The organism is Halorubrum zhoui (assembly GCF_051194155.1).
Lineage (GTDB): Archaea > Halobacteriota > Halobacteria > Halobacteriales > Haloferacaceae > Halorubrum.
Window position 1 is genome coordinate 208085 of the sequence record NZ_JBLZNJ010000001.1, and the last position, 23970, is coordinate 232054.

Here is a 23970-nt window from a genome sequence, read left to right on the forward strand (position 1 = left end):
CGAACGCACTCCCGAGGACGTGGCCGACCGCGACCCCGACGACGCCTCACGCCCCGTCGAAGAGACCGTCACTGTCGTCGTCGTCGACCGGGACGGCGAGCGCCACGAGCTGGCCGTCGAGTCGGGGACGCGACTCCGCGACGCCCTCGTCGACGCCGGTTACTCGCCGTACACGGCGGCGACCAGCCGGCTGAACTGCGGCGGTCGTGGGGTCTGTGCGACCTGTGGCGTTCGGATTCACACCGGGCCGGCACCGACACACTGGCACGACCGTCTCGCGGCCCGGTTCGGGTACCCGCGGCTCTCGTGTCAGGTCGTCGTCGACCGGCCGATGACCGTCGAACTCGTCGACAAGCTGGTGTGGGGCGGACGCGAGTGAGCCAGCCCGGGTTCGCCGTATCGACCGCCACAAGAGACAAGTTCACTCGACCGGGAGTGTGACCCATGCAACCCTCCAAGGAGCGAGAGTCCGAGGAGACGGACCCGCTCGAAGACCTCGACGGGCTCCTCGACGACGATCGCTCGGGGGAGGCCAGCGACGAGGCAGGACGGTCCCGGTCCGGTGCGCCACCGACGTCGCGGGTCGGCGTCGACGGGCGGTGGCTGTCGCTCAAGCTGCTCGGCGTGACGGGCGCCACGGTCGCCGTCGGCGTCGTCGCCGGCGGGCTCGTGCCGCTCGTCGGTGGGACCCTCGGTGCGGCCGCTGGGATACTCCTTGGAACGTTTCTCGTCGGCCTCGCCACCGGAGGCCGGCGCTACGTCGAGACCGGACTCACCGGCGCACTCGCCGGCGCCGGGACGGCGGTGAGCAACGTACTGGGCGTCGGCTTCCTCCCGATCGGGGTGGACTATCTGAGCCAGTGGGGGCTCCCGCTGCTCGTGGTCGGCGGCACCCTCGGGCTCGTACTCGGACTCCTCGGACACTACTTTGGCAACGACCTCCGGGCCGGCGTCACCGGCGACCTCCCCGGGTGAACCGAGCGGTCGGCGTCACCCCCGGCTCACGGCTCGATCGTCGGGCCCATGCTGCGCTCAACGTACAACAATGCGACGAGCCCGAAGAGGACGATCGTGTACGACACCGCGGCGAACAGCGCGGCCTCCGCGGTCTCGTACTCGCCCGTCCGGTAGATGATGACCTTCCGCACCATCGCAATCACCCCCGTGTAGATCACGAGTCTGACGATCCGGCGGGTCTCGCTCTGTTCGATGTACGCGACGACCGTCTCGTACACCTCAACGATGATCAACAACAACAGCCCGGTCTCGATGAAGCCGATGACGACGAGCGGGTCCGTGATCTCGCCGGTCGGAACGGTCTCGGCTATCTGTAGCGCCAGGTCGACGACGCCGATCCCGAACAACAGCGCGAACAGCGCGGCGGCGGCCAGCTCGACGGCACTCACGAACCGCCCGGTCAGTCCGAAGATGCGGTCGTGCGGATCGTGTGCAGCCGGTCGACCGGCAGACTCGTCGGCCGATGGAGACTCATCCATTCGTGATACTCGTACTCAGTACTGCGGCCGGTGACACCTAAAAGTCGTGGCCTGACGGGCGTCCGAGCGGCGGTGTGTGAGACCGACGGGCCGAGCGACCGAACCGGACGGGCCGAGCGGGTCAGATCCGCGACTGGATCTCTTCGCGAAGCGCCTCGGAGACGACCTCGCCGTCGGCCTTTCCGCGAAGCTCACCCATGGCCTCGCCCATCAGCCCGGAAAACGCGCCCATCCCCTCCGTCGTCACCTGGTCGGCGTTGCGCTCGACGACCTCGGCGACGGCCGTCCGGACGGCCTCTTCGTCCACACCGGAGAGCCCCGCGGCCTCGACCGCGTCGGCTGCCGAGAGCGACGGCTCCTCGGCGAGCGTCGTGAGCACCGCCGGGACGCCCTCTTTCGCGAGCGTCCCGTCCTCGACGAGTTCGAACACTGCGAGGAAGTGGTCGTCGTCGAGCCGCTCGACGGGAGCGCCGTCCCGGCGAATCTCGGTCGTCGTCGACTCGAGCGTCGAGGCCGCGAACGTCGGGTCGACGCCACGTTCGACGGCCGTCTCGAACAGCGGGAAGCGGCGACCGAACGCGACCTGCGCTGCGAGCCCAGGATCCAGCCCAAACTGTTCGACGTAGCGGTCGCGCTTTTCATCGAGCAGCTCCGGCCGCTCGACGGCAGACGGGTCGGGGTCGACCGGCGGGACGTCCGTCTCGGGGTACATCCGGGCCGCTCCGGGAAGCGGGCGCAGGTACCGCGTGGTGCCGTCGTCGTTCGCCCCGCGCGTCTCCTCCGGAACGCCCTCGATCGCCGCCGCGGCACGGTCGGCGACCGCCTCGATCGCGAGTCGTGCGGTCTCGTCGTCGTCAGCGACCATGACGACCGCGTCGGCGTCGCCGGCGCCGACCGCCGCACGGAGCGCGGCCACCTCGGCGTCGGTGACGCCGTACGCCGGCAGCTCGTCGGTGTGAAACACGCCGCCGGCGCCGTGGCGTTTCGCGTGGTCCGACAGCTCGGTCCCGAGCCGCCGGTCCGGCCCTATCTCGCGGCCGACGAGCCCGTCGAACCCGAAAAGCGGCACGGCGAGCACCGACCCTCCCGCGTCGACCGCCCGGCGTACCACCCCGGAGTCGGTGTCGGCGAAGACGTCGGTCACCGCCTGGGGGTCACCGACGGCGGCGTCGCGGTCGCGGAGGGCGTCCCGGATCTCGAGCAACTCCGCCTGCCGGCCGACCTCGCCGCGGACGATGTCTGCGATGCCCTGGAGATCCTGGACGCCTTTGACCTCAACTCTGGCCCCCTCTGCGATCGAGACGTTGACGTCCTGGCGAATCGTCCCGAGTCCGCGTTTTACCGACCCCGTCGACCGGAGCAGCATCCCGATGCGTTCTGCGGCCGCGCGCGCACCCGCTGGGCTGCGAATGTCGGGTCCGGTGCCGATTTCCACCAGCGGGACGCCGAGTCTATCCAGCGAGTAGACGACTCCCTCGTCCGTCGCTTCGACCCGTTTCGCGGACTCCTCTTCTAACATGAGGTCAACGATGGAGACCTCGCCGTACTCGGTCTCTATCGACCCTCCCTGCCCGAGGAGGATCGACCGCTGGAACCCCGAGGTGTTCGAGCCGTCGATCACGAGCTTGCGCATCACGTGTGCCTGGTCGACGACCTGTACGTCGAGTAGGTCGGCTATCTGTAACGCCACCGACAGCGCCTCCTCGTCGACCCGCCGCGGCGGCTCGTCGTCCTCTTCGACGAGACAGGTGGTGTCGTACGCCAGGTAGGTGAACTCCCGGTCGACGCGGCTCTCTTCGAGTGCGGCCTGGTCGAGTTCGCCGAGTTCGCTCGTCGTCGGATGTAGTCGGCGGGTGATAGTCCGGTCGGCCGCAGCCGGGTCGCGCTCGACGGTCGGGGAGTCACAGAACAGCTTCGTCGCCGTGTCGAGCTGCTGGTGGATCTCCAGCCCGGCGACGAGGCCCAACTCCTCGTAGTCGTACTCGCTCATTACCGCTCACTCCGGTGCCGTGTGACTAAAAGGGTGGCAGTTCGCGCTTGAGCGGCCGGCGCGCGAGCGGCGGCTCGACGCTTCGGGTGGGTTCGACAGGAGTTGTGCGTGGGTGCTGTCGTGTAGACAACACCGTGCATCTGTGGCGGGTGTGCCGCCGTCGATGCGTGGGACCGGATTTGAACCGGCGGACCTCTACAGGACAGCGCCCTCAACGCTGCGCCGTTGGCCTGGCTTGGCTACCCACGCTCGGTGCGGTTTTCGCATACGGTCGTATCCAGTCCCCGATTAAAAGCCCTTCCATTCGACCGTCGGCGGGCCGGGCGCTCCCGGTCGGACGGGCGCGTGAACCGGTAGGCGTTTTGGCCCCCGGGCCCTCGGCTGTACCATGCGAGAGTGGGCCAAAGCGAACGTCTCGATACTGACCGCGGTCGCGTCCGTCGTCTCCCTCGCGCTCGTGTTCGGAGCCGTCGGCGGCGTCATTCCGAGCCGTGTCCTGCCGCGGGCGAGCGACGGGGTACTCGCGGCGATCCCGCACCTCAACGCCGCCATTTCGGCGACGGCCATCGGTACCATCCTCCTCGGCTGGCGAGCGATCGCCCGTGGAAACGTCCGCCGCCACCGCGCGTTCATGCTGACGTCGTTCGGACTGTTCGTCGCCTTCCTCGCGGGCTACCTCTACCGACTCGTGCTCGTCGGGACCGCGACGTTTCCTGGCCCAGAGACCGTCTACACGTACGTCTACCTCCCGTTCCTCGCGATCCACATCCTGTTCGCCATCGTCTGTGTTCCCTTCGTCTTTCACGCGCTGTTTCTCGCCGCCACCAGACCGTACGAAGAGCTGTACACGACCCGGCACGCACAGGTCGGGCTCGTCGGTGCGAGTCTCTGGCTCGTCTCGTTCGCGATGGGGATCGGCGTCTACCTCATGTTGTACCAGCTCTACTGACCGCGAGGGTCACTGGCCGACGACCCGCTCGACCGTCTGTAGCGCCTCGTCGATCGGCGGGACGTCGAACCACGTCCGCTCCGTGTAGGCGTTCGCACCCGCCGCGTACATCGTCGAGACGGCGTCGAGCACCGCGTCCGGGAGCGGCTCCGGCGTCTCCGTACACAGCGTCCGCCAGTCGTCGATGTCGCGGTCGGTGACGTCCCGCTTCGCCCGAGAGACCGCCTCGACCCACGTCGGGTCACTGCGTTTGTACCACTGCCGGACGACCTCCTTCGAGACCCCGTGGCCGTTCCACGCGAATCGGTTCTCGTCGAAGGTGCCGACGACGTCCGCGACACGGAGCTCGCCCTCGTCGTACAGACACTCTATTTTCCCGTCGTGATGGGTGAAGCCGGTCGCCTCTGCGCGGTCGGTGACGACCCGATTGACCCGCCGGGCGAGCGCCTCCAGCGACGCCACGTCCGCGCGGCCGGCGATGGCGTCCGCCTCTGCCCGCGAGAGGTAGCGGTCCCGTTCTTCGTACTTCGTCGAGAACTCGACGATCGGCTCCGGAAGCGAAACCGGCTCGTCCGGCCACTCCGTGGCCTCTAAGCCGACGTCGGTGGGCGTCGCTCGCCGTCGAAGACTCGACCCGACGGGGACGGTGTTGCGGAACACCACCTCCAGCGGGACCAGGTAGTGCTGCCCGCCCGCGGCGTGGTACGCCTCGTAGTCGTACCCCGCCTCGGGGCCGCGGTACGGAAGCTCCGGCACCTGTGTCAGCTCGATCGCCATCTCCGTCGGCGGCGTGCGCGCCTCCGCGAGCGGAACGACGGCCGATTCGGGGTCGGCGCCGGCGTCGACGGCCGTCGGATCGACCACGCCGCGGTAGTGCGTTGGAACGGCTGCCGCCGCTAGCTCTTCGAAGTTGTACGCACCCATCACACAGAGGCTCGCGCCCTTCCGTGGGACGTCGTCGGGCATCTGCCCCCAGTCGAAGACGGAGTAGGCGTCGGTGAAGACGAACCGCCCGCGACCGAGACTCGACGCGGTCGCCGGCTCGGCGACGCGAAACTCCTTGACGCTCGTCATACCGACTCCCGCGCCCGCCACCCAAATGAAGCTTTCACTTCTGTGGACACAGCCGAGGGTCGACGCCGCGTTCGATCCACGCTCACGGATCAACTCGGGCGTCCCACCGACGACGTCTCACACCGAAAGGCCCTCGCCGTTGCCGCTCACAGAAGCCGTATGAACGATTCGACGGCGGTGACCGTCCTCCGGTACGGCCATCGGCCCGGCCGAGACGACCGGGTGACGACACACGTAGGACTGACCGCGCGTGCGCTCGGTGCCGACCGCGTGGTGTTTCCAGACAACGCGAGCGGGTCGGCGGAGACCGTCCGGAGCGTGACGGACCGCTTCGGCGGCCCGTTTCGCGTCGAGTGCCGCGGCGACCAGCAGGGGTTCGTCCGCGAGTGGGACGGCGCCATCGCACACCTCACGATGTACGGGGAGCCGATCCAAGACGTCGTCGGGTCGGTGCGCGACCGAGCCGTCGACGGCGACCCCCTCCTCGTGGTCGTCGGCGGTGAGAAGGTCCCGTGGGCGCTGTACGAGCAGGCGACGGTCAACGTGGCCGTGACGAACCAGCCGCACTCGGAGATCGCGGGACTCGCCGTGTTCTTGGACGCGCTCTTCGAGGGGCGAGAGCTAGACCGCGAGTGGGTCGACGCCGATCGGCGCGTCGTTCCCGAGGCGACCGGCAAGACGGTCGTCGACGCCGACGACGCCCCGTAGCCACCACACGCTCACCGTCGCGCCGCCTCGGCCGCGGGATGTGGCACTCGTACCGTTTCGTTCGCCGCCGGGCGTTCGATCGTCAGCTCTCGTCCGTCGGGCCAGCGAACCAACGCCCGCAGCGGCTCGCTGCCGCCGAGCCCGAAGTGTGCCACCGGCTCCGTCTGGCAGAGCGAGCCCCCGCCGGCGTCGATCACCCGTCGAGACACCGTTCCGTCGTCCATCGTGAGCGTCACCGTCGCACCACGAGCCGGGGCGCCGTGCGTCGTCGTCGGTCGAACCCGGACCCACCCGTGGTCGGCCGCTCCCGGAACCGCGTACACACCGATCGGTTGGGCGGCCACCTCTCCGTGAACGACGAGCAGCTCCACTACGCCGTCGTCGTCGAGGTCGGCCGCGACTGCGCCCGTGCCGAAGCCACTTTCCTCGGCCGCCGCGCCGGCCGACGTCTCGCTCCACCGTGGCTCTGCGTCCGGATCGCCGACGGGGTCGACGCGTTCGAAGAGTCGGTTCGTCGTCCCGAACGCGTTACAGAACAGCTCCTGGCGGCCGTCGTTGTCGAAGTCGGCCGCGACCACCGAACGGACGCGGTCGGTCGCCCGAAACGCCGGTGGGGCGTCGTCCCGGTACGGCCCGTCGCCGGCCCGCCTGAGCAGCCGGCTCTCTCCCTCCCAGTTGCCCACGGTGAGCGCGAAGCGCCCTCCCTCGTCGACCAGCGAGACCCCCCGAGCGTCGCCGTCGGGGTCGGCGAGCGCCGGCCCGCCGGTGACCGGCTCGAAGTGACCGCGCTCGTTCCGAAACAGCCGGTTCGGTCCGCCTTCGACCCCGACGAAGAGGTCGGTGCTCGCCGAACAGAGCGGCCCCGAGAGCAGCGACCGACAGCCGTCGTCGACCGAGAGCCCGACCGCGTCCGCCATGTCGGACGCCTCGCCGTCGTCACCGAGTTCGTAGAACGCCAGTGGCGCACCGAAGCTCGCGACGGCCACGCCGTACCGTCCCGTCCCGAGACGGTCGAGCGCGGCGACGGCGCGACCCGCCCTGAAGTTGAGCCGGTCGGCGTTCACCGACCGCGCGAACGTGTCCGTCCAGCGGTAGCCGCCCGCTTCCAGTCGGCTCAAGAGGAGGTCCGAGTCGCCCGTGACGCCGACGCTGTTCGCGCAGTTGTGCACGTAGATCTCCTCACACCCGTCCGCGTCGAGGTCCGCCGCACAGACCCCCATCGCGTGTCTCCCGTCGTCGGCGACGATCCCGCAGGCGGTGTCGACGAACGGCGCACCCGGACCACCGGTCCGAGCGTAGAGCCGATTCGCCTCGCCGTAGCCCGCGACGAATACGAGCGGACCGTCGCGTCCCGGCGTCACGGTCACCCCGTACCCGCGCACCGGGTCGGCGTCGGCGAGGAGATCGGACCGATCCGCAAACATGGCCCACCATCACCGCCCGGAGAATAAGAACGCACGGGTTGGGTCGGCGTGTGTGCCGACGCGACACGGGTTCGACGAAACGAGCGAATCTGGACGAGGCGCCGACGTGACCGGTTCAGGCGTCGAGCGCCTCTTCGAGCAGCTGGAGCGGGTGGCGAATCTCGTAGCCCGTCCCGTGTTCCATCTGCATCGCACAGGTGGGACACTCGGTCATCCCGACGTCGCCTTCGGCGTCTTCCATGTGGTCGAACATGTCGTCGCCGATCTGCATGGACTTCTCGTACTTCTCCGATTTCCAGCCGTAGGTACCCGAGATACCCGAACAGGAGTCGCCGACGTCCTCCATCGTGACGCCGTCGACGTCACGGAACGTCTCGACCGCCTGGCGCTCGAGGCCCTGGTTCCGGGCGTGACACGGCGCGTGGTACGCGAACGCCTGGTCGGTACCGAGGCTGGCGTCTTCGAGCGCGCCGTGGAGGTCCTCGTGGATGCGGAGGTACTCCAGCGCCTCGAAGGTGTGTTCGGCCAGGTCGTCGATGCCGTGGATGTCGAACAGCTCGGGGTACTCCTGGCGCAGCGAGAGCGAACACGACGTACAGGAGGCGATGACGTCGGCACCGTCGTCTATCGCTTCGACGAGGTGTTCGACGTTGGTCTCGGCGTGTCGTCGCGCGTCACCGAGCATTCCGTTCGCGAACATCGGGGTGCCAGAACAGCCCTGTTTGGGCACCAACACCTCGTAGCCGAAGTGTTCGTACACGCGCACCATCGCCTTCCCGACCTCCGGCGTGTTGTAGTTCGAATAACAGCCGTGGAAGTACGCCACGCGCTTGTCGGGATTCGTCACCTTCGCGCCACCGCGGTCGCGCCACCACTCGCGGAAGGTCGTCGTGGCGAACTCGGGGAAGTCGCGCTCGCTCGGGATGCCGAGCAGTTTGTCCATCGCCACCCGAACCGGTCCGAAGTTCATCGCGACCGTGGCGAGCCGCGGGGTCAGGCTGGCCAGCCGTGCGGACGTGCGGTAGTTCGCGAGGATCCGGTTGCGGACGTACTCGACCGAGAGCTTCTCCATCTGTTCTTCGACGAACTGCCCACGCGCCTCGTTGTGCATCTGTGACAGCGGGACCGAGGAGGGACACGCCTCGTCACAGCGCATACAGTTCGAACACGAGGTGATCGACTCGTCGATGTCGTGGTCTTCTTTCCGCTTGAGCCGCCACTGCTCTGGCCCCTGGAACTTCGGCCCCGGGAACTCGTCGTCGACCTCGGCGACCGGACACGACGTATCACAGGACGTACACTTGTAACACGAGTCGGCACCCTCTCGCAGGTCGAGGTCACCGCCGGGGAACACGTCGACCGGGTCGTAGGCGTCCGGGTCGAGCTCTCCCGCGGGTGCGCCCCCGGTCGCGCTCTCGACGCCCCCGTCCGTCGCCGCCGACCGCTCGTCGTCGGCCGACGTCGCTGCCGCACGCTCTGTCGCGTCGTCCGTCTCGTCTGTATTGTGTCCTGACATCTCAGACCTCCATCGCCGCCTCCCGTCCGGCCACGAGGCCGGTGGCGAGCGAGACGCCGCTCGCCGACTTCTCTCTCGCGACGTCCGCGCCGCCGAGCACCGCGCCGGCTACCCGGACGTTGTCGTGCGATACCTCACCGTCCCCGTCGAGCGGTCGTAACCGCTCGTCTGCGGCGACCCCAAACCGCGCGTACGGCTGCTCGCCGTACGCGTCGTCGACGAACCACTCGTACCGCTCCGACGGCTGTGGGACGTGGAGGTCCAAGACGGGCTCCGTGACGCCCGCTCGGTCCGAATCCAGCCCCTTGCCGACGAGGCCACCCGTGGCGAGCACGATCGATTCGGCGCCGTACGGGACTTCGGTACCCTTTCGATCCATGAGGAGATGGTCTATCGATCCGTCGTCACCGGTTTCGTAGCCGACGACGGGCGTCCCGGTCTCGAACGAGACGCCCGCGTCGTCGAGCGCGTCGTACAGGAGGTCCTCGAGCCGAAGTCCCGGCAGACTCGGCGGCCCCATCGGAATCTCGAACACCGCCGCGCCGAGGCGGTCTGCGAGCTCCGCGCGAACCGCCGCAGACTCGTCGTCGCCGAGGAACGCGGGGAACCCGACGCGGTCGACCCGGCCGACGTCGCCGCGTTCGACCGCGTCGGTGAGATGGGGTTCGACCGCCGCTGCGAGCGCCTCGCGCGCCGGTGTTCCATCGATCGGCTCGTCCCGGTCGAGCGCCTTCGCGATCCGGGTGATCTTCGTGTCCGCGCGGAACGCCTCCGCGAACTCGACTTCCGCGCCGGCGACCTCGAACGGGACGCCGCCGGCATCCAGCCGCCCGGCGAGCGCCCGCGCGTCGTACTCGGTGAGCGAGCGGAAGCCGACGACGAGCGTCGCGCGGTCGTCGCTCGCGAGTCCGGCCTTCGCCGACGTCGGATATCGGGCGGTCGGCTTCACGCTGCCGCCGAACGTGGGAACGAGCGCGTTCTGGTCGGTGTGACCGCCGTGGTACGCAGCGCCGGTCAGCTCGTCGAACAACGACAACCCCTCGCGAAGCGCGTCGCCGCCGACGAGTCGGTACGGGTGGTCTGCAGGGAGTCTCGCGATCGCGTCGTACGGGTCGGCGAGCGGGCCCTCCGGATCCGGCCACTCGTCCCGATCGAGGTTCCGGCCGGCCGTCGGCGGGCCCTCCCGCAGTGGTTTCGAGGGGTCGGTCGGTGGGACGTACCCGAGCGCGTCTATCAGTCCCGACGCCTGCCGGAGCGTGCTCGCCTTGTGCGAGACGAGCCTGACGTGGGCGCCCTCTCTGGCGGCCGAGATGGCCGCCGTGATACCAGCGAGGCCGCCACCGACGACGAGTACGTCGCTATCTATCGCCATCGCGTCCCCCGTCGGTCGCCGTGACGCCGGTCGGCGAGCCGCCGACGTCCGAGCCGCCGGCGGCGGCCTCGCCCGCGTCGAACGCGCCGAAGTCGACGTCGGCGTCGATGCTCGCGAGGTCGCCGTCGCGGTTCATCGTCGTGGCGTGGAGCATCCGGTTCAACATCGCCTGTGAGAGCTGTCGACCCCACAGCGCGTGCCGCTGCCCCTTCCAGCGCTCCTGGAACAGCTCGGCCTCGGCGTCACGAACGACGGGCTCCGGGTACTCTCGTGCCAGCTCGGAGGCGATACGGTGGGTGCAGAAGCCGCCCTGACAGTTGCCCATCGAGGCGCGGGTCCGCAGTCGGACCGCGTTCAGGTCGGAGCCCGCCTGGTCGATGCCGTCGCGGACCTCCGCGCGGGTCACGCCCTCACACTCACACACCACGGGGTTCGGATCCGCGCTGGTGAGCACCTCGTCGGTTCGCGACCCGAGCCGCTGGGCCGACCGACGGCCGATGGGCGAGCGGATGCCGAACTCCTCCATGTAGTCACGGAGCACGGAGAAGTCCTCGGAGCCGGGAAGCGGCGCCTCGGCGGTGTCACACTCGGCCTCGTGGTCGAGCTTCTCACAGACGTGGTCGGTGATCGACTCCGCCATCATCCGGTAGGTGGTGAGCTTTCCACCGACGATGCTCGTCATACCCGGCAGGTCGTCGCGGACGTCGTGGTCGAGGAGGAAGTAGTCGCGGGTGATGTCGGTCGGGTCGTCGGTGCCGGTTCCCGGCGGCTCGTACAACGGTCGCACGCCCCAGAACGACCGGAGCGTGCGGGCGTCTTTCAGCGCGGGGACGAGCTCCGAGAGCGTCTCTATCATCAGGTCGACCTCCCACTCCTCTTCGGGGTAGTCCTCGGGGTCGTCGACCTCTTCGTCCGTGGTGCCGAGGATACACGCCGTCTCGTGGGGGACGACGATGTCGGCGTCGCCCTTCGGCCGACACCGGTTGATTACGGTGTCGACCTGTCTGGTGTTCATCACCGTCATGACGCCCTTCGACGGACGCACTTCGACGTCGACGCCGGCCATCTCGCCGATCTGTCCGGCCCACGCGCCGGTCGCGTTCACGACGTACCGCGCGTAGATCGCTTCGGTCTCGCCCGGCTCGTGGTGGACGCGCTTGCCTGGGCCGCTGTCGTGTTGGATCTCGATGCCGACGACCTCGCCGTCTTCAACGAGGATGTCGGTCACCTCGGCGTGCGTCTCAACCCGCGCGCCGTGTTCGCGGGCGTCCGCAGCGTTGGCGACACAGAGTCGGAACGGGTCGATCGCGCCGTCGGGGACGGCGATCGCCTTTTCGACGTCGCGTGCGAGGTACGGCTCGCGTCGACGGGCTTCCTCGCCGTCGATCACCTCTGCCGGGATGTCACACTCGCGGCATCCCTCGAGCTTCTCTTGGAAGTACTCCTCTGCGTCCTCCGGTCGTTTGACGAAGAGCCCACCGGTCTCTTCGACGCAGTGGCCAGCGATGTCCCGCAGTACCCGATTCTCCTCCATGCACTCGCGTGCGGACTTCTTGTCTGCGACCGCGTATCGACCGCCGCTGTGGAGCAGTCCGTGCATTCGCCCGGTCGTTCCGTGCGTCAGATTTCCCTTCTCGACGAGGACGGCGTCGAGCCCCCGTCGAGCGAGGTCGCGTATCACGCCGCACCCGGTCGACCCCCCACCGATGACGACGACATCCACTTGATTGTCCATGTCATATGCAGTGTGCCCGGGACACTTTACTTTACCTCCCGGTCGACCTCGGTCGTAACTATCAGGGACGATCAACGGCACCGGGTGGGCACACCACCGATTTATTTATATACAAGTGCCTACGCGCCGCGCTTTCGGGCGGATTCTAACAGCAAGATTATTATGGTAGTACATTATGTTCACGAACGGCGTGGTAGCTTCCGTGAAAATATCCCGAGACGACGACACCCCTCCGAACGTGGGGACGGATAGCCGGGGATGCCCCCCGGAACCGGCCCGTCGGGGTGGGGTGACAGACGAGACGTGCTCCCGCGGCACCCAGACCACAGCGCGGGTCGTCGACTCGAACGGACCAGCGCCGCAAGAGGGATCCAACACATGACACAGTATGTCGGTGCGATAGACCAGGGGACGACCGGGACCCGCTTCATGGTATTCGACCACGCGGGCCAGGTCGTCGCGAACGCGTATGAAAAACACGAACAGATCTACCCCAATCCGGGCTGGGTCGAGCACGACCCGCTCGAGATCTGGGAGAACACGAAGCAGGTCGTCCTCGACGGACTCGAGGACGCGGGACTCGAAGCGAGCCAGCTCGAGGCGCTCGGGATCACGAACCAGCGGGAGACCACCATTGTCTGGGACCGCGAGACGGGCCGACCGGTCCACAACGCGCTCGTCTGGCAGGACCGCCGGACGACCGACCGCGTCGAAGAGATTCAGGAGGCGGGCAAAGTCGAGGAGATCCGCGAGAAGACCGGTCTCGAGTGTGACGCGTACTTCTCTGCGACGAAGACCGAGTGGATCCTCGACAACGCAGAGCCACTCAAGATGTCCGCCTCGCGCGGTCGTGACCTCAGAGAGCGCGCCCGCGACGGCGAACTGCTCATGGGCACCATCGACGCGTGGCTCATCTACAACCTCACGGGCAACCACATCACGGACGTGACGAACGCGTCGCGGACGATGCTGTACAACATCCGAGAGATGGAGTGGGACGACGAGCTCCTCGAGGAGTTCGACGTGCCGCGGGAGATGGTTCCCGAGGTCCGTCCCTCCTCCGACGACGACTACTACGGCCACACCGACGCAGACGGATTCCTCGGCGAGGAGATCCCCGTCGCCGGCGCACTCGGCGACCAGCAGGCCGCGCTGTTCGGCCAGACGTGCTTCGACAAGGGCGACGCCAAGAACACCTACGGCACCGGTGCGTTCTACCTGATGAACACCGGCGAGGAGGCCGTCACCTCCGAGAACGGCCTGCTCACGACCATCGGCTTCCAGATGTCCGGTGAGCCGGTGCAGTACGCACTCGAGGGGTCGATCTTCATCGCCGGCGCGGCGATCGAGTTCCTCGAGGACATCGACCTGATCAACAACGCCGCACAGACCGCAGAGCTCGCCCGGTCGGTCGACTCGACCGACGGCGTCTACATGGTGCCGGCGTTCACGGGGCTCGGCGCGCCCCACTGGGACGGTCGCGCCCGCGGGGCGATCGTCGGCATGACCCGTGGAACCGAGAAAGAACACCTCGTCCGCGCGACGCTCGAGTCGATCGCGTACCAGACCCGCGACCTCGCCGAGGCGATGGAGGCCGACTCCGGCGTCGAGATGACGTCGCTGCGCGTCGACGGCGGCGCGGTCAAGAACAACTTCCTCTGTCAGCTGCAGTCCGACATCATCCAGACGGACATCGCGCGACCGGAGGTCGACGAGACCACCGCGCTCGGCTCCGCGTACGCCGCGGGGCTGGCGGTCGGCTACTGGGACACCGTGGACGAACTTCGGGACAACTGGCAGATCGACCGCGAGTTCAGCCCGGAGAAGTCCCAGGACGAGGTCGACCCGCTGTACGACCGCTGGGGTGACGCCGTCGAGCGCTCGCTCAACTGGGCGCAGGACGAGGAGGACGAGTAGATGAGCGCTGAAGTGTCGGCGATGCTCGCGTCGGGCGGTGTCGTTGCGCAGTCGGGACTGGTCGGTGCGCTCCTCGACCCCGCGCTCTGGCTCGGGGCCGCCGCCGGCGGCGCGTTCGGTGCCGCGCTCGGTGCGCTTCCCGCCTTCATCTTCACCGGCTTCCTCGTCATCGCCGGCGTGTTCGGCGGTGACGCGGCGAACGGCGCCGGCGTCGGCGTCGCGTTCGGCCCGGTGTTCGGCCCGCACATCTCGTTCGCCGGCGGTGCAGCCGCCTCCGCGTACGCCGCGAAGGCCGGCGCGATGGAGTCCGGCTTCGACTACCACAACGCGAAAGACATCGGCTTCGCGCTCGGTAGCCGTCCGGACATCCTGGGTGTCGGCGCCATCTTCGGCGTCTTCGGCGTGCTCTTACAGACCACGCTCGTCCAGCTCGGGATGCCGTTCGACCAGATCGCGTTCACCGTCGTGGCGAGCGCGATCCTCCATCGGGTCGTGTTCGGCTACTCGATCGTCGGCAACGTAAGCAGCAAGGCGAACGGCTTCTTCGACATGGGGCCGTTCGAGCGCGGCGAGATGCGCGACGCCGGTGAGGTACCCGGTGACGGCGGCAAAGACAGCGAGGACCGCCTGGCCGTCGAGCCGTGGCTGCCGAACATGTACAACTGGTCACACGTCGCGGCGATCGGTGCCGTCACCGGCGTCGCCGCGGGGTACATCACGATCCAGTCCGGCAACCCGTTCTTCGGGTTCGGCATCAGCGCCGCGACGCTCATCTTCTTGAACCTCGGCGTCGAGCGCATCCCGGTCACCCACCACATGACGCTCCCCGGTGCGACGGCGTTCGTCGGCGCGAGCGCGATGTACGGACCGGTCGCTGGTCTCCTCGCCGCGGCCCTCTTCGGGCTGTTCGGTGCGGTGTTCGGTGAGGCGTTCCAGCGCGTCTTCTACGCGCACGGTGACACCCACGTCGACCCACCCGCCGCAGCCATCGCCGTCTCGACGTTCATCATCGCGGTGCTCGTCGCGGCCGGCGTCTTCGGGTCGGTCTGGGTGACGCCGATCTGAACCCGGCGCCGCTCGAACCCTTTTATTCGTTCGGCAGCACCGAGAGAAACACCACGTATCCGACGCCACCAGCAATGACCCCGACGCCAACGGCGGTGACGAGCGCGTGAGTAGCGACGAACGCGCCAACCGCGACGAGAGACGAGACGAACAGGCCGAGCCCCGCAGCACCGTGATGGTACTCGCCTACTGCCGGGTGGTCGGCGAGCGGCGTCCGTTCGGCCTCGGGGATCCGCAGGTTCGCGTGGTACGGGACGTACAGTCGAACCGCGATCCCCGTGGCCGCCGCGGTGATCGAGGCGAACTGCACGTCCGCGACGACGGCGCGTATCGCCACGAACGCGACGACCGCGACGACCAGCGCCGCGGCCTTGCTCCACTGGTCGGCCCGCTTCACCGAGTCGTGGACGGTCGGCTCTGTCATGTCGCGGGGAACGAAACCCCGGCGAATAAGTGTGTGGTTGCGACGCGGCCGGTCTCACCGCCGCGCGACGATCCGTGCCAGTGCCGCTCGAGGTGGGTGGATTTAACCCGACCACCCTCGATGGTCGCGCATGAACACGTACGGATTCACCCGCGCGGACGGGCGAAATCTGCTCGTCGTCGCCGGCATCGTCGGTGCCGTCACCGCGGTGACGACGGCCGGCTCGCCCGCGGTGCGGGTCGCATCGGGCGTGCTCGCCGGAGTCATAAGCGGCGTCGTCTTCACCGTGTCGACGGTGCTCATCAACCGGTACAAGCCGGACCACTGGTAGCGACGGCCGCGCTCACGCACCCGCGTCGCCGCGCGTGCGGTCGCCCGCCGGCGGTGATCGCTCGATGAACATCGACGACCGCATCGAACGCCGTCTGGGCTACGACGCCGGAGCGGGGGTGTTGATCACCCTCGACGCTGTCTCGCCCGTCGCACACCTCGACTCGCCGATCGGTCGCGGGCCGGCCCTCGAGCGGCTGCTCGACGTCTTCAACCCGGCACTCAGCGGGCAGCTCCCGCCGAGCACCTACGTGTTCGGACCGAAAGGTAGCGGGAAGTCGGCGGTCGTGAGCGCACTGTTCGCCCGACTCGCGACGTACAGCGGCCCACCGCAGGCGATCCAGACGACGACGCGGGCCGTCGAGCCGACCCTGCCGGGGTTCGTCTACGTCGACGCGCGACGGGCAGGCACCCGGTTTCGACTCTACCACGACACGCTCGCCGCCGTCACCGACGAGTCGGTTCCGGACCACGGCGTGGGCACCGACGACCTCGCCGCGTCCCTTCGGTCGGCCGTCGACGACGGCACCGCGGTCGTGGTCGCCGTCGACCACACGAACGAGCCGGAGACGCCCGCGCCGGCGACGGTCGTCGAGTGGCTCACGGACGTCTCCGGCCGGATCGTTCCGGTCTGTCTCGGCAGAGACCAGCCGGACGCGCTCGCGTGGGACCCCGACGCGTCGGTCGCGTTCACCCGCTACCGGCGACACGTGCTCGTCGAGCTGTTGACGAGCCGGTGTTCGACCGGGCTCGGGCGCGACGCGATCAGCCACGATCAGATCCGTGAAGTCGCAGAGTGGGCGTCAGGCGACGCACACGACGCACTCGCGGCGATCGCGGGCGCGGCCATCACGGCGACGCGGAGCGGGGCGTCGACTATCAGACCGACCCACCTCGACGCGGGCATCGAGGGAGTCCCCAAGCCGTGTGCTGCACTCGGCCGAGTCCTCGGTCTCTCTGCGAGCCGGCAGCGGCTGCTCTACGAGCTCGTCTCGCTGCCGGAGTCGGACCGCTCCTCGGTGAGCACGGCGACAGAGGCCATCGCTACGACCGATCACGTCGACCTCTCGGTGTCGACGGTCCGACGGATGCTCTACGAACTCGCGGACGCCGAGCTGCTCGAGCGCGTGACCGTCGAGCGGAGCGACGGGAAGGGCCGCCCCCCGAGCCGGCTCGTGCCGCGCTTCCCGACGGTGGTGTTTCGGGAGGTGTTCGCGCGGCCAACATCGGGACCGTAGCCGTCGGTGCCGGCGGCCTCTCGTCCCGATCGTCGGTCGAGCGCAAGGTAGTTCGGGACGCTGCACGAACCACACGATATGGTTCCGCCGCTCGCGTTGGACATCGACGGCACGCTGACGACAGCCGACGGGCGCATCGACCCTCGCGTCTTCGAGCGCCTCCCGACGTGGGACGCCCCGGTCGTCTTCGCGACGGGGAAGGCGTTCCCGTACCCGGTCGCGCTCGCGACGTTTCTCGGACTCCCGATCCGCGTGGTCGCGGAGAACGGTGGGGTCGTCCACGCGGACGGTGAGACGTCGATCCGAGCGAATCCAGCGGCTCCCCAGGCCGCCGCCGAGGCCTTCCTCGAGCGCGGCGGGAGCCTGGGATGGGGGACAGACGAGACCGTGAACCGCTGGCGCGAAACGGAGGTCGCGGCGGCACCCGACGCCGACGAGTCGTTGTTGCGGTCGGTGGCGGCGTCGACAGACGACGTCGACCTGATCGACACCGGCTACGCCTTCCACCTCACGTCGCCGACCGTTAGTAAGGGCGACGGACTTCGTCTCGTCGCCGAGGCGCTCGAGCTCGCTCCCGACGCGTTCGTCGCAATCGGCGACAGCGAGAACGACGTGTCGACGTTCGACGTCGTCGGGCGCTCGTACGCCGTCGCGAACGCGGACCAGGCGGCGACCACGGCCGCAGACGTCGTCCTCGAGGAGTCGTTTGCGGACGGAACGATGGCCGTCCTCGACACGCTTCACACGGCGGCGAACCGCTGAGCGGTCGACGACGTTGGTCGTGCGGCTCAGTCGTACGGGTACCGACCGGTCGCGCCGCACTCGCGACACCTGACGACGACGCGTCCAGGGCCGAGTCGCACCCGGCTCGTCTCTCCGGCCCGGAGGTATACGGCACAGTCGTCACACGTCTTACGCTCGAACTCGCGGGGGACGCCACAGCGGTTCCGCTCGGCGATACGACGCGCGAGCCGGACGTACTCGCGCGCGCGGTCGTATTCGCCGTCGACGACGGCCTCGCGTGCGAGACCGAACAGCCGATCGATTCGCTCGGAGGGGATCCCCATGGTCGCTCTCACCGGGTCGAGTGACAAGCCGCTGTCGCTCCCCGCGTCGAGTCGTGTGTCGTCCCGGGATCCGATCGCGTGGTGGCGACCGTGGTCGGACCGACGGGCCGTCTGCCGAGACGCCAACGTTGATGTGTGTGCTGCGCCGATCTGTCGCATGGTAACTGAGCGCCTCGTCGCCCACTGTCTGCGAGCCGACGGCGACCGCGACGCGCTCCCTGCTCACCTCCTCGACTGGTTCGGCGTGACCATCGGCGGCGTGACGCACGCGGACTCGTCGCCGGCGGTGCTCGACGGCATCGACGCGCTCTGTGGTCCGGCACCGGACCCGGCGACCGACTCCGCCGCGACGCTCGTTCCGAGCGGGCGACGGCTGACTCCGGCCGACGCCGCGTTCGCGAACGGGACGTTCGCGCACAGTCTCGACTTCGACGACACACACCTCGGCTCGTCGCTTCACCCGGCGGCGCCGACGGTCGCCGCCGCGCTCGCCGCCGCCGAGGCCACCGACGCGAGCGTCGAGCGGTTCTACGACGCGGTCGCCGCCGGCTACGACGTGGCGTGTACGGTCGGTGAACTCGTCGGGCCGGACGCTCACTACGCGCGTGGGTTTCACATCACCGCGACCTGTGGCACGTTCGGCGCCGTCGCGGCGGCCGGCGTCGCCGGTGGCCTCACCGAGGCCGCGCTTCGGGACGCGTTCGGTATCGCGGGGAGCCAGGCGGCGGGATCGATCCAGTTCCTCGAGAACGGCGCGTGGAACAAGCGCCTCCACCCGGGACTCGCCGCTCGCCGCGGGATCGAGGCGACGACGCTCGCCGCGGCCGGCGTCGTTGGGGCCGAAGCGCCGATCGACGGCGAGTACGGCTTCCTCGCGGGGTACACACCCGACCCGGACCACGCGGCGATCGACCGGCTGGAGACGCGCGACGCGGTCGCCGAGACGGGACTGAAGCCGTATCCCTGCTGTCGGTACCTCCACGCGGCGATCGACGGCCTCCGCGAGCTCGCTCCGTCGATCGAGACGCGTGCGGTGTCGGCGGTCGAGATGGCCGTTCCGAGCCCGGGCGTTCGTTTGACCGGCGACCCGATCGAGGCGAAGCGGCGCCCGCAGAGTTTCGTCGACTGTCAGTTTTCTGCACCCTTCGTCGCCGCGTTGACGCTCGAGACGGGCACCGCAGACGCGACGACGTTTCTGGACGCGGTCGGACAGGGAGACGCTCCTCCACGGTGGGGAACGACGACCACGCGCCGGCTGATGGACGCGACGAGCGTGACGACAGACGAGGCGATCGAGCGCCGATTCCCCGAGGAGTGGGGTGCTCGCGTCTCCGTGCAGGCGGACGGAGAGACGCACTCGGCGACGGTTCGTATCCCCGCCGGCGAGCCCGGATCCCCGCTGACCGACGGTGAGGTCAAAGCGAAGACGGCCGCGCTGCTCCGTGGCTCGGGGGTCGACCCCGACCGGCTCTCCACGACGCTCCTCGAGCGCGAGCCGCGGTCGGTGGCGGCGATCGTCGACGCGGCCACGAGCGACGGTGGGTGACGGCGAGCCTGACCCACCGCGGTCGCGAGCGGGGCCGGTCACTCGGGCCGGTCGACGATGACCGGCCGGTCGGCCGAGAGGAGGACCGCCTGGCCGACGCTTCCGAAGAGGGCCTTCCCGACCGGAGTCCGCGCTCGAACGCCGACGGATATCGCGTCGGCGTCGTGGGCTGTGGCGGCCGAGACGATCGCGTCTGCTGGCTCACCGACGTGTAACTCGCGGTCGTGAGCGATGGCCAGTGCGTCGAGCCGCGACTCGACGGCCGTGACCGACTCTGGGATCCCGCGGAGGTCTTCGATCGATCGATTGACGTCGTCGATGACGCTCGAGCCCGCCTCGTCGGCGGGGGCGTCGACCGCCTCGTACACGTGGACGACGGTCACGAACAGCTCGTCGGCCGAGGCGGGGAGGGCCTCGAGTACGTCCACCTGTGACAGCGCGCGGTCGACGTCGGTGTCTACAGCCACCAGCACGTGATACATACCGCACGATTGTTCGTCCACGACCTATAAGTAATCCGCATCGACGGTGGTCCCCTCACGGCCCGCCACAGTCAGGCGGTTACGGCCCGAGGCGGCGGGCTCCGGATGACCGCGGCGACGAGCAGGGCGGCGAGCAGACACGTCACGGCGAGGAAGGTCCAGCCCGTCCCATAGTCGACACCGTCGGCGAGGAGTCCGAACACCGGCGGAGCGACGAGCGCGCCCGCGTTGAGCGTGAGCTGACAGCCTGCGGTCGCACTCCCGACCGCGCCGGGAGCGACGAGCGTCGTCATGTACGAGTAGTACACGCCGGTGAACCCGAGCACGAAGAATCCCAGCGCGGCGAACGCGAGGGCGGCACTCCGTGGCGTCGAGGTGCGGGCGACGACGAGAAACAACGCCCCACTCGCGAGCGTCTGGACCAGTAAGATGCCTCCGATGCGTTTGTGTGGGTCGCCCGGGAGCCGGTCGGCCAACCAGCCGGTGAGCACGCGTCCACCGCTCCCGAAGAGCTGGACGACTGCCAAGACGACGCCGCCAAACGCGACCGACCCGCCGAGCGACTCCTCGACGTAGAGGATGGTGTAGCCGGTCGTGGTGAACAGCGCGGCGCCGAGAAAGAGGCCAGAGAGCGCCAGAAGCACGTAGGGCCGATTGTCGGTGAGCGCCCGAAGGTCTGGATACTCGGCGGTTCCCTCGCGTTTCGTGCGGTACAGCGCGTAGAACGCGACGGCGACGGCCGCGCCGACGACCGCGGCGACGAGGAACCCGGCCTGCCAGAACAGATAGCCGGCGAGTCCGGTCACGAGGAGGGCGCTGAGGCCGCTGCCGCCCGTGATCCCCACCTGTTTGATCCCCATCGCGGTGTTCAGTCGGTCTGCCGGGATGGTGTCGTACACGGCCTTGTTCGTTCCGGGCATCGCGGTGCTGTAGACGGCACCGAGGAGCACGACGGCCACCAGCAAGGAGGCGTATCCGGACGCGCTGGCGACGAGCACCATCCCGACCGCGAGACCGACGAGCCCACCCGTGAGCGTTACGCGCTCGCCGTATCGGTCGGTGAGGGCACCGACGGGGATCAGACAGACCGCGTATCCCAGCGTGAGCGCGGTGACCGTGAGTCCGACCTCGAACCGGGAGAGCCCGAACGCGTCCCGGAAGAACGGGCCGGCCGCGAAGACAGCGTAGTAGCAGACGCTCGCGGCGATCTGCCACGCCGTGACGAGCCCGACCGTCTGCCAGAGGTCACGGTCCATCACTGCATCACGCAAAGGAGGCGGGTCGGGACGTATTACCCTACCGTTTGCGGCCGGAGAACAGCCCCGCCGCCCCGCGAAGCGTTCGTAGCGGATCCGGCCGACCGACGGCGGTCTGAAGGACGTACAGTCCGCCGACTGCCGCGAGCGCGCCGAGCTGTACCTCCACCATCGGGTGGACCATCGCGAGGACGCCGGCGACGAAGAACGCCACCCGAAGGCCGTACGTCTGCCCCCGACCGAAGACGAACTGATAGTTGATCCCGTGGATCATCGCGATCGACCCGAAGAGCGCGAGCAGTCCCGAAACGATCGCCGCGGGTTCGAACGTCCCCGAAACGAGCTCCGGATGGTAGACGAACGCGAACGGCAGCACGAAGAGCGGCGCCGAGATCCGAAGCGCCTCCTTACAACTCGTCCAGAACCCGCCGCCGGAGATCCCACACGTCACCGCGACGCACGTCGCGATCGGCGGCGTCAAGCCGGCCAAGATAGCGGCGTAGAACACGAAAAAGTGCGCGGCGAACTCGGGGACGGCGAACTGGCTGATGAGCGTCGGAGCGACGAGCAACGCGACGACCGTGTACGCCGCGGTGGTCGGCATGCCGAGCCCGAGTAGGATGCAGATGATCATCGCGAGAACGAACGCGATGATCGCGACCCCCCCAGAGAGGTCCAAGAGCGTGAGCGAGATGGCCGTCGGCACGCCGGTGGCCATGAGAATGTCGACCACGCCATTGATCGCCGCGAGGATGATGGTGACCGGTGCGACCACGATCACGCCCTCTCGGAAGCCGTCGACCGTCTGCTCTAGGGTCCCGACGAACGCGTCTCGACGGCTCTCTCCGGCCAGCGTCGCCTGTACGAGCGGGATCCCGATGCCGAAGGCGATCATCGACAGCGCCGTGTAGAGCGCGGCGGTCATCACGGTGTACTGTAACACCCCGAGCACGTAGATCAGGATCGCGAGCGGCACCCCGTACTTGATCGACTCGAGCACCATCTCCTGGCGGTCCATCGCCTCGGAGAACACGCCGCTCATCTCGGGGTCTGCGATCTGCGGTGCCGCGACGTAGTGGACGGCCATCACGATCGAGACGACGAGCACTGCGGCTGGGATCAGCCCCGCGATGATCACGTCGACGTAGGTGATCCCCGTGATGAGCGACGCCATGATGAACGCACCGGCGCCCATCACCGGCGGGAGCACCTGTCCGGACGTCGAGGCGACGGCCTCGATGCCGCCCGCGGTCTCCGGTTTGATCCCGTTTTCTTTCATCAACGGGATCGTGAACGACCCCGTCATCCCGGCGTTCGCCGTCTGGCTCCCGTTGACCGAGCCGATGACCGCGCTCGCGATGACCGCCGTCTGTGCGATCCCCGAGTCGACGTACTTCGCCGACCGGACCGCGAGCCGGAGGATCAGACTGAACGCGCCGTACGCCTTCAACAACCCGGCGTACAGGAGGAACAAGGCGATCCACGCCGCGACGAGCCTCGTGAGGAAGCCGTAGAAGCCGTCGACCGAGACCACGAGGATCCGGAGGATGCGGTCGGGCGAGAGCCCGCCGTGGCTCAGCGCGCCCGGCATCTGTGGCCCGGCAAGCCCGTACCCGATCCCGATGAGCACGACCGTGAGGAACGTGAGCCCGAACGAGCGCCACGTGAGGTAGATCATCGAGAGCGTAAACAAGAACGCGAGGGCGATCTGCCCCTCCGTCGCCCGCCCGACCGTGTCGATCGCGACGGATTGGTAGTTCATGAACAGGTACCCGCTCGTCACGACCGAGATGAGACCGGTCGTGAGCAACAGTCCTGCCTCGAGCCAGCGCTTCTCGACGAGCGGCCGGTCGAGTTCGGAGAGGACGTACAACGCGAGGATGAACCCGAGGAAGGCGACGGCGTACCGCCCACGGGGCATCTGCTGGGTGTACGAGTACCACATCACGATCATCCAGAACGGGACCGAGTACGACACGAGCGCCATCCGGAGCCGTTCTTCGATCCCGGAGCCGAGCCAGAGGATAGCTGCCGTTACGCCGAGAATGCCGACCGCCCCGGCGACGCCGAGTACGGTCGTCGACAACGACTCGGCGGTTGCTGCGGCTGCCGCCGGGTCCTCGACGAGGAGCGCCGGTATCCACGCTCCGTACGCACCCGACAGCGCGTTCGGCACGACGACCGTGGGCACGAAGATGACGAGCGCCCAAAACGGCAGTGAGAGGAGGTACAACCAGAGCTGTCGGTTCCCTCTGGAACCGTCGGCGAGTTCGAGCGAGCGATCGGTAGCGAGCAGGTCCCCTGCTGAGGACGGCTCGGCGTCGTCTGTGTCGGATGGTGTCTCGGAGTTCGTGGACATTCGTCGGATGTAGGGGTGGTGA

At 68.6% G+C, this 23970-nt stretch carries 22 protein-coding genes and 1 tRNA gene; 10 read left to right on the forward strand and 13 right to left on the reverse strand.

Annotation, left to right across the window (positions count from 1 at the left end):
* Nucleotides 1–19: 19 nt before the first annotated feature.
* The gene (locus ACNTAO_RS01045) at nt 20–379 is read left to right on the forward strand and encodes a 2Fe-2S iron-sulfur cluster-binding protein (protein WP_435160222.1); all 360 of its coding nucleotides are present in this window, start codon (nt 20–22) and stop codon (nt 377–379) included.
* 65 nt (nt 380–444) lie between these two features.
* Complete coding sequence (locus ACNTAO_RS01050; RefSeq protein WP_435160069.1) at nt 445–975, forward strand: DUF8526 domain-containing protein; 531 nt, start codon at nt 445–447, stop codon at nt 973–975.
* Between the two features lie 26 nt (nt 976–1001).
* Here ACNTAO_RS01050 and ACNTAO_RS01055 read toward each other — a convergent pair whose 3' ends face one another.
* The 3 genes from ACNTAO_RS01055 to ACNTAO_RS01065 form a co-directional block, all read right to left on the reverse strand.
* Complete coding sequence (locus ACNTAO_RS01055; RefSeq protein WP_435160070.1) at nt 1002–1496, reverse strand: phosphate-starvation-inducible PsiE family protein; 495 nt, start codon at nt 1494–1496, stop codon at nt 1002–1004.
* A gap of 121 nt (nt 1497–1617) precedes the next feature.
* Nucleotides 1618–3486, reverse strand: a complete 1869-nt coding sequence (gene gatE, locus ACNTAO_RS01060) for a Glu-tRNA(Gln) amidotransferase subunit GatE (RefSeq protein ID WP_435160071.1) — start codon at nt 3484–3486, stop codon at nt 1618–1620.
* A 164-nt stretch (nt 3487–3650) separates the two neighbouring features.
* Nucleotides 3651–3735: transfer RNA gene (locus tag ACNTAO_RS01065), tRNA-Leu, on the reverse strand.
* A gap of 139 nt (nt 3736–3874) precedes the next feature.
* On the opposite strand from ACNTAO_RS01065, the gene ACNTAO_RS01070 reads away from it, so the two are divergent.
* Complete coding sequence (locus tag ACNTAO_RS01070) at nt 3875–4435, forward strand: DUF420 domain-containing protein (RefSeq protein ID WP_435160072.1); 561 nt, start codon at nt 3875–3877, stop codon at nt 4433–4435.
* Nucleotides 4436–4444: 9 nt separating this feature from the next.
* Here the strand turns inward: ACNTAO_RS01070 and ACNTAO_RS01075 are convergent, their stop codons facing one another.
* Entirely contained in the window at nt 4445–5509 is a 1065-nt protein-coding gene (locus ACNTAO_RS01075) for a phosphoribosylaminoimidazolesuccinocarboxamide synthase (protein ID WP_435160073.1), read from the reverse strand.
* A 159-nt stretch (nt 5510–5668) separates the two neighbouring features.
* Here ACNTAO_RS01075 and ACNTAO_RS01080 point away from each other — a divergent pair, with 159 nt between their 5' ends.
* The gene (locus tag ACNTAO_RS01080; RefSeq protein WP_435160074.1) at nt 5669–6217 is read left to right on the forward strand and encodes a tRNA (cytidine(56)-2'-O)-methyltransferase; all 549 of its coding nucleotides are present in this window, start codon (nt 5669–5671) and stop codon (nt 6215–6217) included.
* Nucleotides 6218–6228: 11 nt separating this feature from the next.
* Here the strand turns inward: ACNTAO_RS01080 and ACNTAO_RS01085 are convergent, their stop codons facing one another.
* From ACNTAO_RS01085 to glpA, 4 genes are all read right to left on the reverse strand, one after another.
* Nucleotides 6229–7641, reverse strand: coding sequence for a CRTAC1 family protein (locus tag ACNTAO_RS01085; protein WP_435160076.1), 1413 nt, complete (start codon nt 7639–7641; stop codon nt 6229–6231).
* A 115-nt stretch (nt 7642–7756) separates the two neighbouring features.
* The gene (locus ACNTAO_RS01090) at nt 7757–9157 is read right to left on the reverse strand and encodes an anaerobic glycerol-3-phosphate dehydrogenase subunit C (protein WP_435160078.1); all 1401 of its coding nucleotides are present in this window, start codon (nt 9155–9157) and stop codon (nt 7757–7759) included.
* A gap of 1 nt (nt 9158) precedes the next feature.
* Nucleotides 9159–10529, reverse strand: coding sequence for a glycerol-3-phosphate dehydrogenase subunit GlpB (gene glpB, locus ACNTAO_RS01095; RefSeq protein WP_435160079.1), 1371 nt, complete (start codon nt 10527–10529; stop codon nt 9159–9161).
* Nucleotides 10516–12264 (reverse strand): anaerobic glycerol-3-phosphate dehydrogenase subunit GlpA, encoded by a 1749-nt coding sequence (glpA, locus tag ACNTAO_RS01100; protein ID WP_435160080.1) that lies wholly within the window; start codon nt 12262–12264, stop codon nt 10516–10518. The genes glpB and glpA overlap by 14 nt, the downstream gene beginning before the upstream one ends.
* Nucleotides 12265–12642: 378 nt before the next feature.
* Between glpA and glpK the strand changes: the two genes are divergently transcribed.
* Nucleotides 12643–14181, forward strand: coding sequence for a glycerol kinase GlpK (gene glpK / locus ACNTAO_RS01105; protein WP_435160082.1), 1539 nt, complete (start codon nt 12643–12645; stop codon nt 14179–14181).
* Entirely contained in the window at nt 14182–15246 is a 1065-nt protein-coding gene (locus ACNTAO_RS01110) for a DUF7973 family transport facilitator (RefSeq protein ID WP_435160083.1), read from the forward strand.
* A 22-nt stretch (nt 15247–15268) separates the two neighbouring features.
* On the opposite strand, the gene ACNTAO_RS01115 is transcribed toward ACNTAO_RS01110, so the two are convergent.
* Nucleotides 15269–15670 carry a hypothetical protein gene (locus tag ACNTAO_RS01115; RefSeq protein WP_435160084.1) on the reverse strand — a complete coding sequence of 134 codons (402 nt, stop codon included), beginning with the start codon at nt 15668–15670 and terminating at the stop codon, nt 15269–15271.
* A 130-nt stretch (nt 15671–15800) separates the two neighbouring features.
* Here ACNTAO_RS01115 and ACNTAO_RS01120 point away from each other — a divergent pair, with 130 nt between their 5' ends.
* From ACNTAO_RS01120 to ACNTAO_RS01130, 3 genes are all read left to right on the forward strand, one after another.
* Nucleotides 15801–16001, forward strand: a complete 201-nt coding sequence (locus tag ACNTAO_RS01120) for a hypothetical protein (RefSeq protein ID WP_435160086.1) — start codon at nt 15801–15803, stop codon at nt 15999–16001.
* 64 nt (nt 16002–16065) lie between these two features.
* On the forward strand, nt 16066–17238 hold the full coding sequence (locus ACNTAO_RS01125; RefSeq protein ID WP_435160087.1) for a Cdc6/Cdc18 family protein: 1173 nt from the start codon (nt 16066–16068) through the stop codon (nt 17236–17238).
* Nucleotides 17239–17316: 78 nt separating this feature from the next.
* The gene (locus ACNTAO_RS01130; RefSeq protein WP_435160089.1) at nt 17317–18000 is read left to right on the forward strand and encodes an HAD-IIB family hydrolase; all 684 of its coding nucleotides are present in this window, start codon (nt 17317–17319) and stop codon (nt 17998–18000) included.
* Nucleotides 18001–18026: 26 nt separating this feature from the next.
* Here the strand turns inward: ACNTAO_RS01130 and ACNTAO_RS01135 are convergent, their stop codons facing one another.
* Nucleotides 18027–18305, reverse strand: coding sequence for a ribonuclease P protein component 4 (locus tag ACNTAO_RS01135; protein ID WP_435160090.1), 279 nt, complete (start codon nt 18303–18305; stop codon nt 18027–18029).
* Nucleotides 18306–18462: 157 nt separating this feature from the next.
* On the opposite strand from ACNTAO_RS01135, the gene ACNTAO_RS01140 reads away from it, so the two are divergent.
* Nucleotides 18463–19851 carry an MmgE/PrpD family protein gene (locus tag ACNTAO_RS01140; protein ID WP_435160091.1) on the forward strand — a complete coding sequence of 463 codons (1389 nt, stop codon included), beginning with the start codon at nt 18463–18465 and terminating at the stop codon, nt 19849–19851.
* Between the two features lie 38 nt (nt 19852–19889).
* On the opposite strand, the gene ACNTAO_RS01145 is transcribed toward ACNTAO_RS01140, so the two are convergent.
* From ACNTAO_RS01145 to ACNTAO_RS01155, 3 genes are all read right to left on the reverse strand, one after another.
* Nucleotides 19890–20318 carry a universal stress protein gene (locus ACNTAO_RS01145; protein WP_435160093.1) on the reverse strand — a complete coding sequence of 143 codons (429 nt, stop codon included), beginning with the start codon at nt 20316–20318 and terminating at the stop codon, nt 19890–19892.
* An 86-nt stretch (nt 20319–20404) separates the two neighbouring features.
* Nucleotides 20405–21589, reverse strand: a complete 1185-nt coding sequence (locus tag ACNTAO_RS01150; protein ID WP_435160095.1) for an MFS transporter — start codon at nt 21587–21589, stop codon at nt 20405–20407.
* Nucleotides 21590–21629: 40 nt separating this feature from the next.
* Nucleotides 21630–23948, reverse strand: coding sequence for a TRAP transporter permease (locus ACNTAO_RS01155; protein ID WP_435160096.1), 2319 nt, complete (start codon nt 23946–23948; stop codon nt 21630–21632).
* Nucleotides 23949–23970 lie beyond the last annotated feature (22 nt).

Bases quoted from the DNA above. Each gene is read 5' to 3' on its own strand.
- ACNTAO_RS01080 (WP_435160074.1), top strand. From the start codon at position 5,669: ATGAACGATTCGACGGCGGTGACCGTCCTCCGGTACGGCCATCGGCCC.
- ACNTAO_RS01090 (WP_435160078.1), bottom strand. From the start codon at position 9,157: ATGTCAGGACACAATACAGACGAGACGGACGACGCGACAGAGCGTGCG.
- ACNTAO_RS01050 (WP_435160069.1), top strand. From the start codon at position 445: ATGCAACCCTCCAAGGAGCGAGAGTCCGAGGAGACGGACCCGCTCGAA.
- ACNTAO_RS01150 (WP_435160095.1), bottom strand. From the start codon at position 21,589: ATGGACCGTGACCTCTGGCAGACGGTCGGGCTCGTCACGGCGTGGCAG.
- gatE (WP_435160071.1), bottom strand. From the start codon at position 3,486: ATGAGCGAGTACGACTACGAGGAGTTGGGCCTCGTCGCCGGGCTGGAG.
- ACNTAO_RS01075 (WP_435160073.1), bottom strand. From the start codon at position 5,509: ATGACGAGCGTCAAGGAGTTTCGCGTCGCCGAGCCGGCGACCGCGTCG.
- ACNTAO_RS01140 (WP_435160091.1), top strand. From the start codon at position 18,463: ATGGTAACTGAGCGCCTCGTCGCCCACTGTCTGCGAGCCGACGGCGAC.
- ACNTAO_RS01135 (WP_435160090.1), bottom strand. From the start codon at position 18,305: ATGGGGATCCCCTCCGAGCGAATCGATCGGCTGTTCGGTCTCGCACGC.
- ACNTAO_RS01120 (WP_435160086.1), top strand. From the start codon at position 15,801: ATGAACACGTACGGATTCACCCGCGCGGACGGGCGAAATCTGCTCGTC.
- glpB (WP_435160079.1), bottom strand. From the start codon at position 10,529: ATGGCGATAGATAGCGACGTACTCGTCGTCGGTGGCGGCCTCGCTGGT.
- glpA (WP_435160080.1), bottom strand. From the start codon at position 12,264: ATGGACAATCAAGTGGATGTCGTCGTCATCGGTGGGGGGTCGACCGGG.
- ACNTAO_RS01085 (WP_435160076.1), bottom strand. From the start codon at position 7,641: ATGTTTGCGGATCGGTCCGATCTCCTCGCCGACGCCGACCCGGTGCGC.
- ACNTAO_RS01155 (WP_435160096.1), bottom strand. From the start codon at position 23,948: ATGTCCACGAACTCCGAGACACCATCCGACACAGACGACGCCGAGCCG.
- ACNTAO_RS01130 (WP_435160089.1), top strand. From the start codon at position 17,317: ATGGTTCCGCCGCTCGCGTTGGACATCGACGGCACGCTGACGACAGCC.
- ACNTAO_RS01125 (WP_435160087.1), top strand. From the start codon at position 16,066: ATGAACATCGACGACCGCATCGAACGCCGTCTGGGCTACGACGCCGGA.
- ACNTAO_RS01110 (WP_435160083.1), top strand. From the start codon at position 14,182: ATGAGCGCTGAAGTGTCGGCGATGCTCGCGTCGGGCGGTGTCGTTGCG.
- ACNTAO_RS01115 (WP_435160084.1), bottom strand. From the start codon at position 15,670: ATGACAGAGCCGACCGTCCACGACTCGGTGAAGCGGGCCGACCAGTGG.
- ACNTAO_RS01055 (WP_435160070.1), bottom strand. From the start codon at position 1,496: ATGGATGAGTCTCCATCGGCCGACGAGTCTGCCGGTCGACCGGCTGCA.
- glpK (WP_435160082.1), top strand. From the start codon at position 12,643: ATGACACAGTATGTCGGTGCGATAGACCAGGGGACGACCGGGACCCGC.
- ACNTAO_RS01070 (WP_435160072.1), top strand. From the start codon at position 3,875: ATGCGAGAGTGGGCCAAAGCGAACGTCTCGATACTGACCGCGGTCGCG.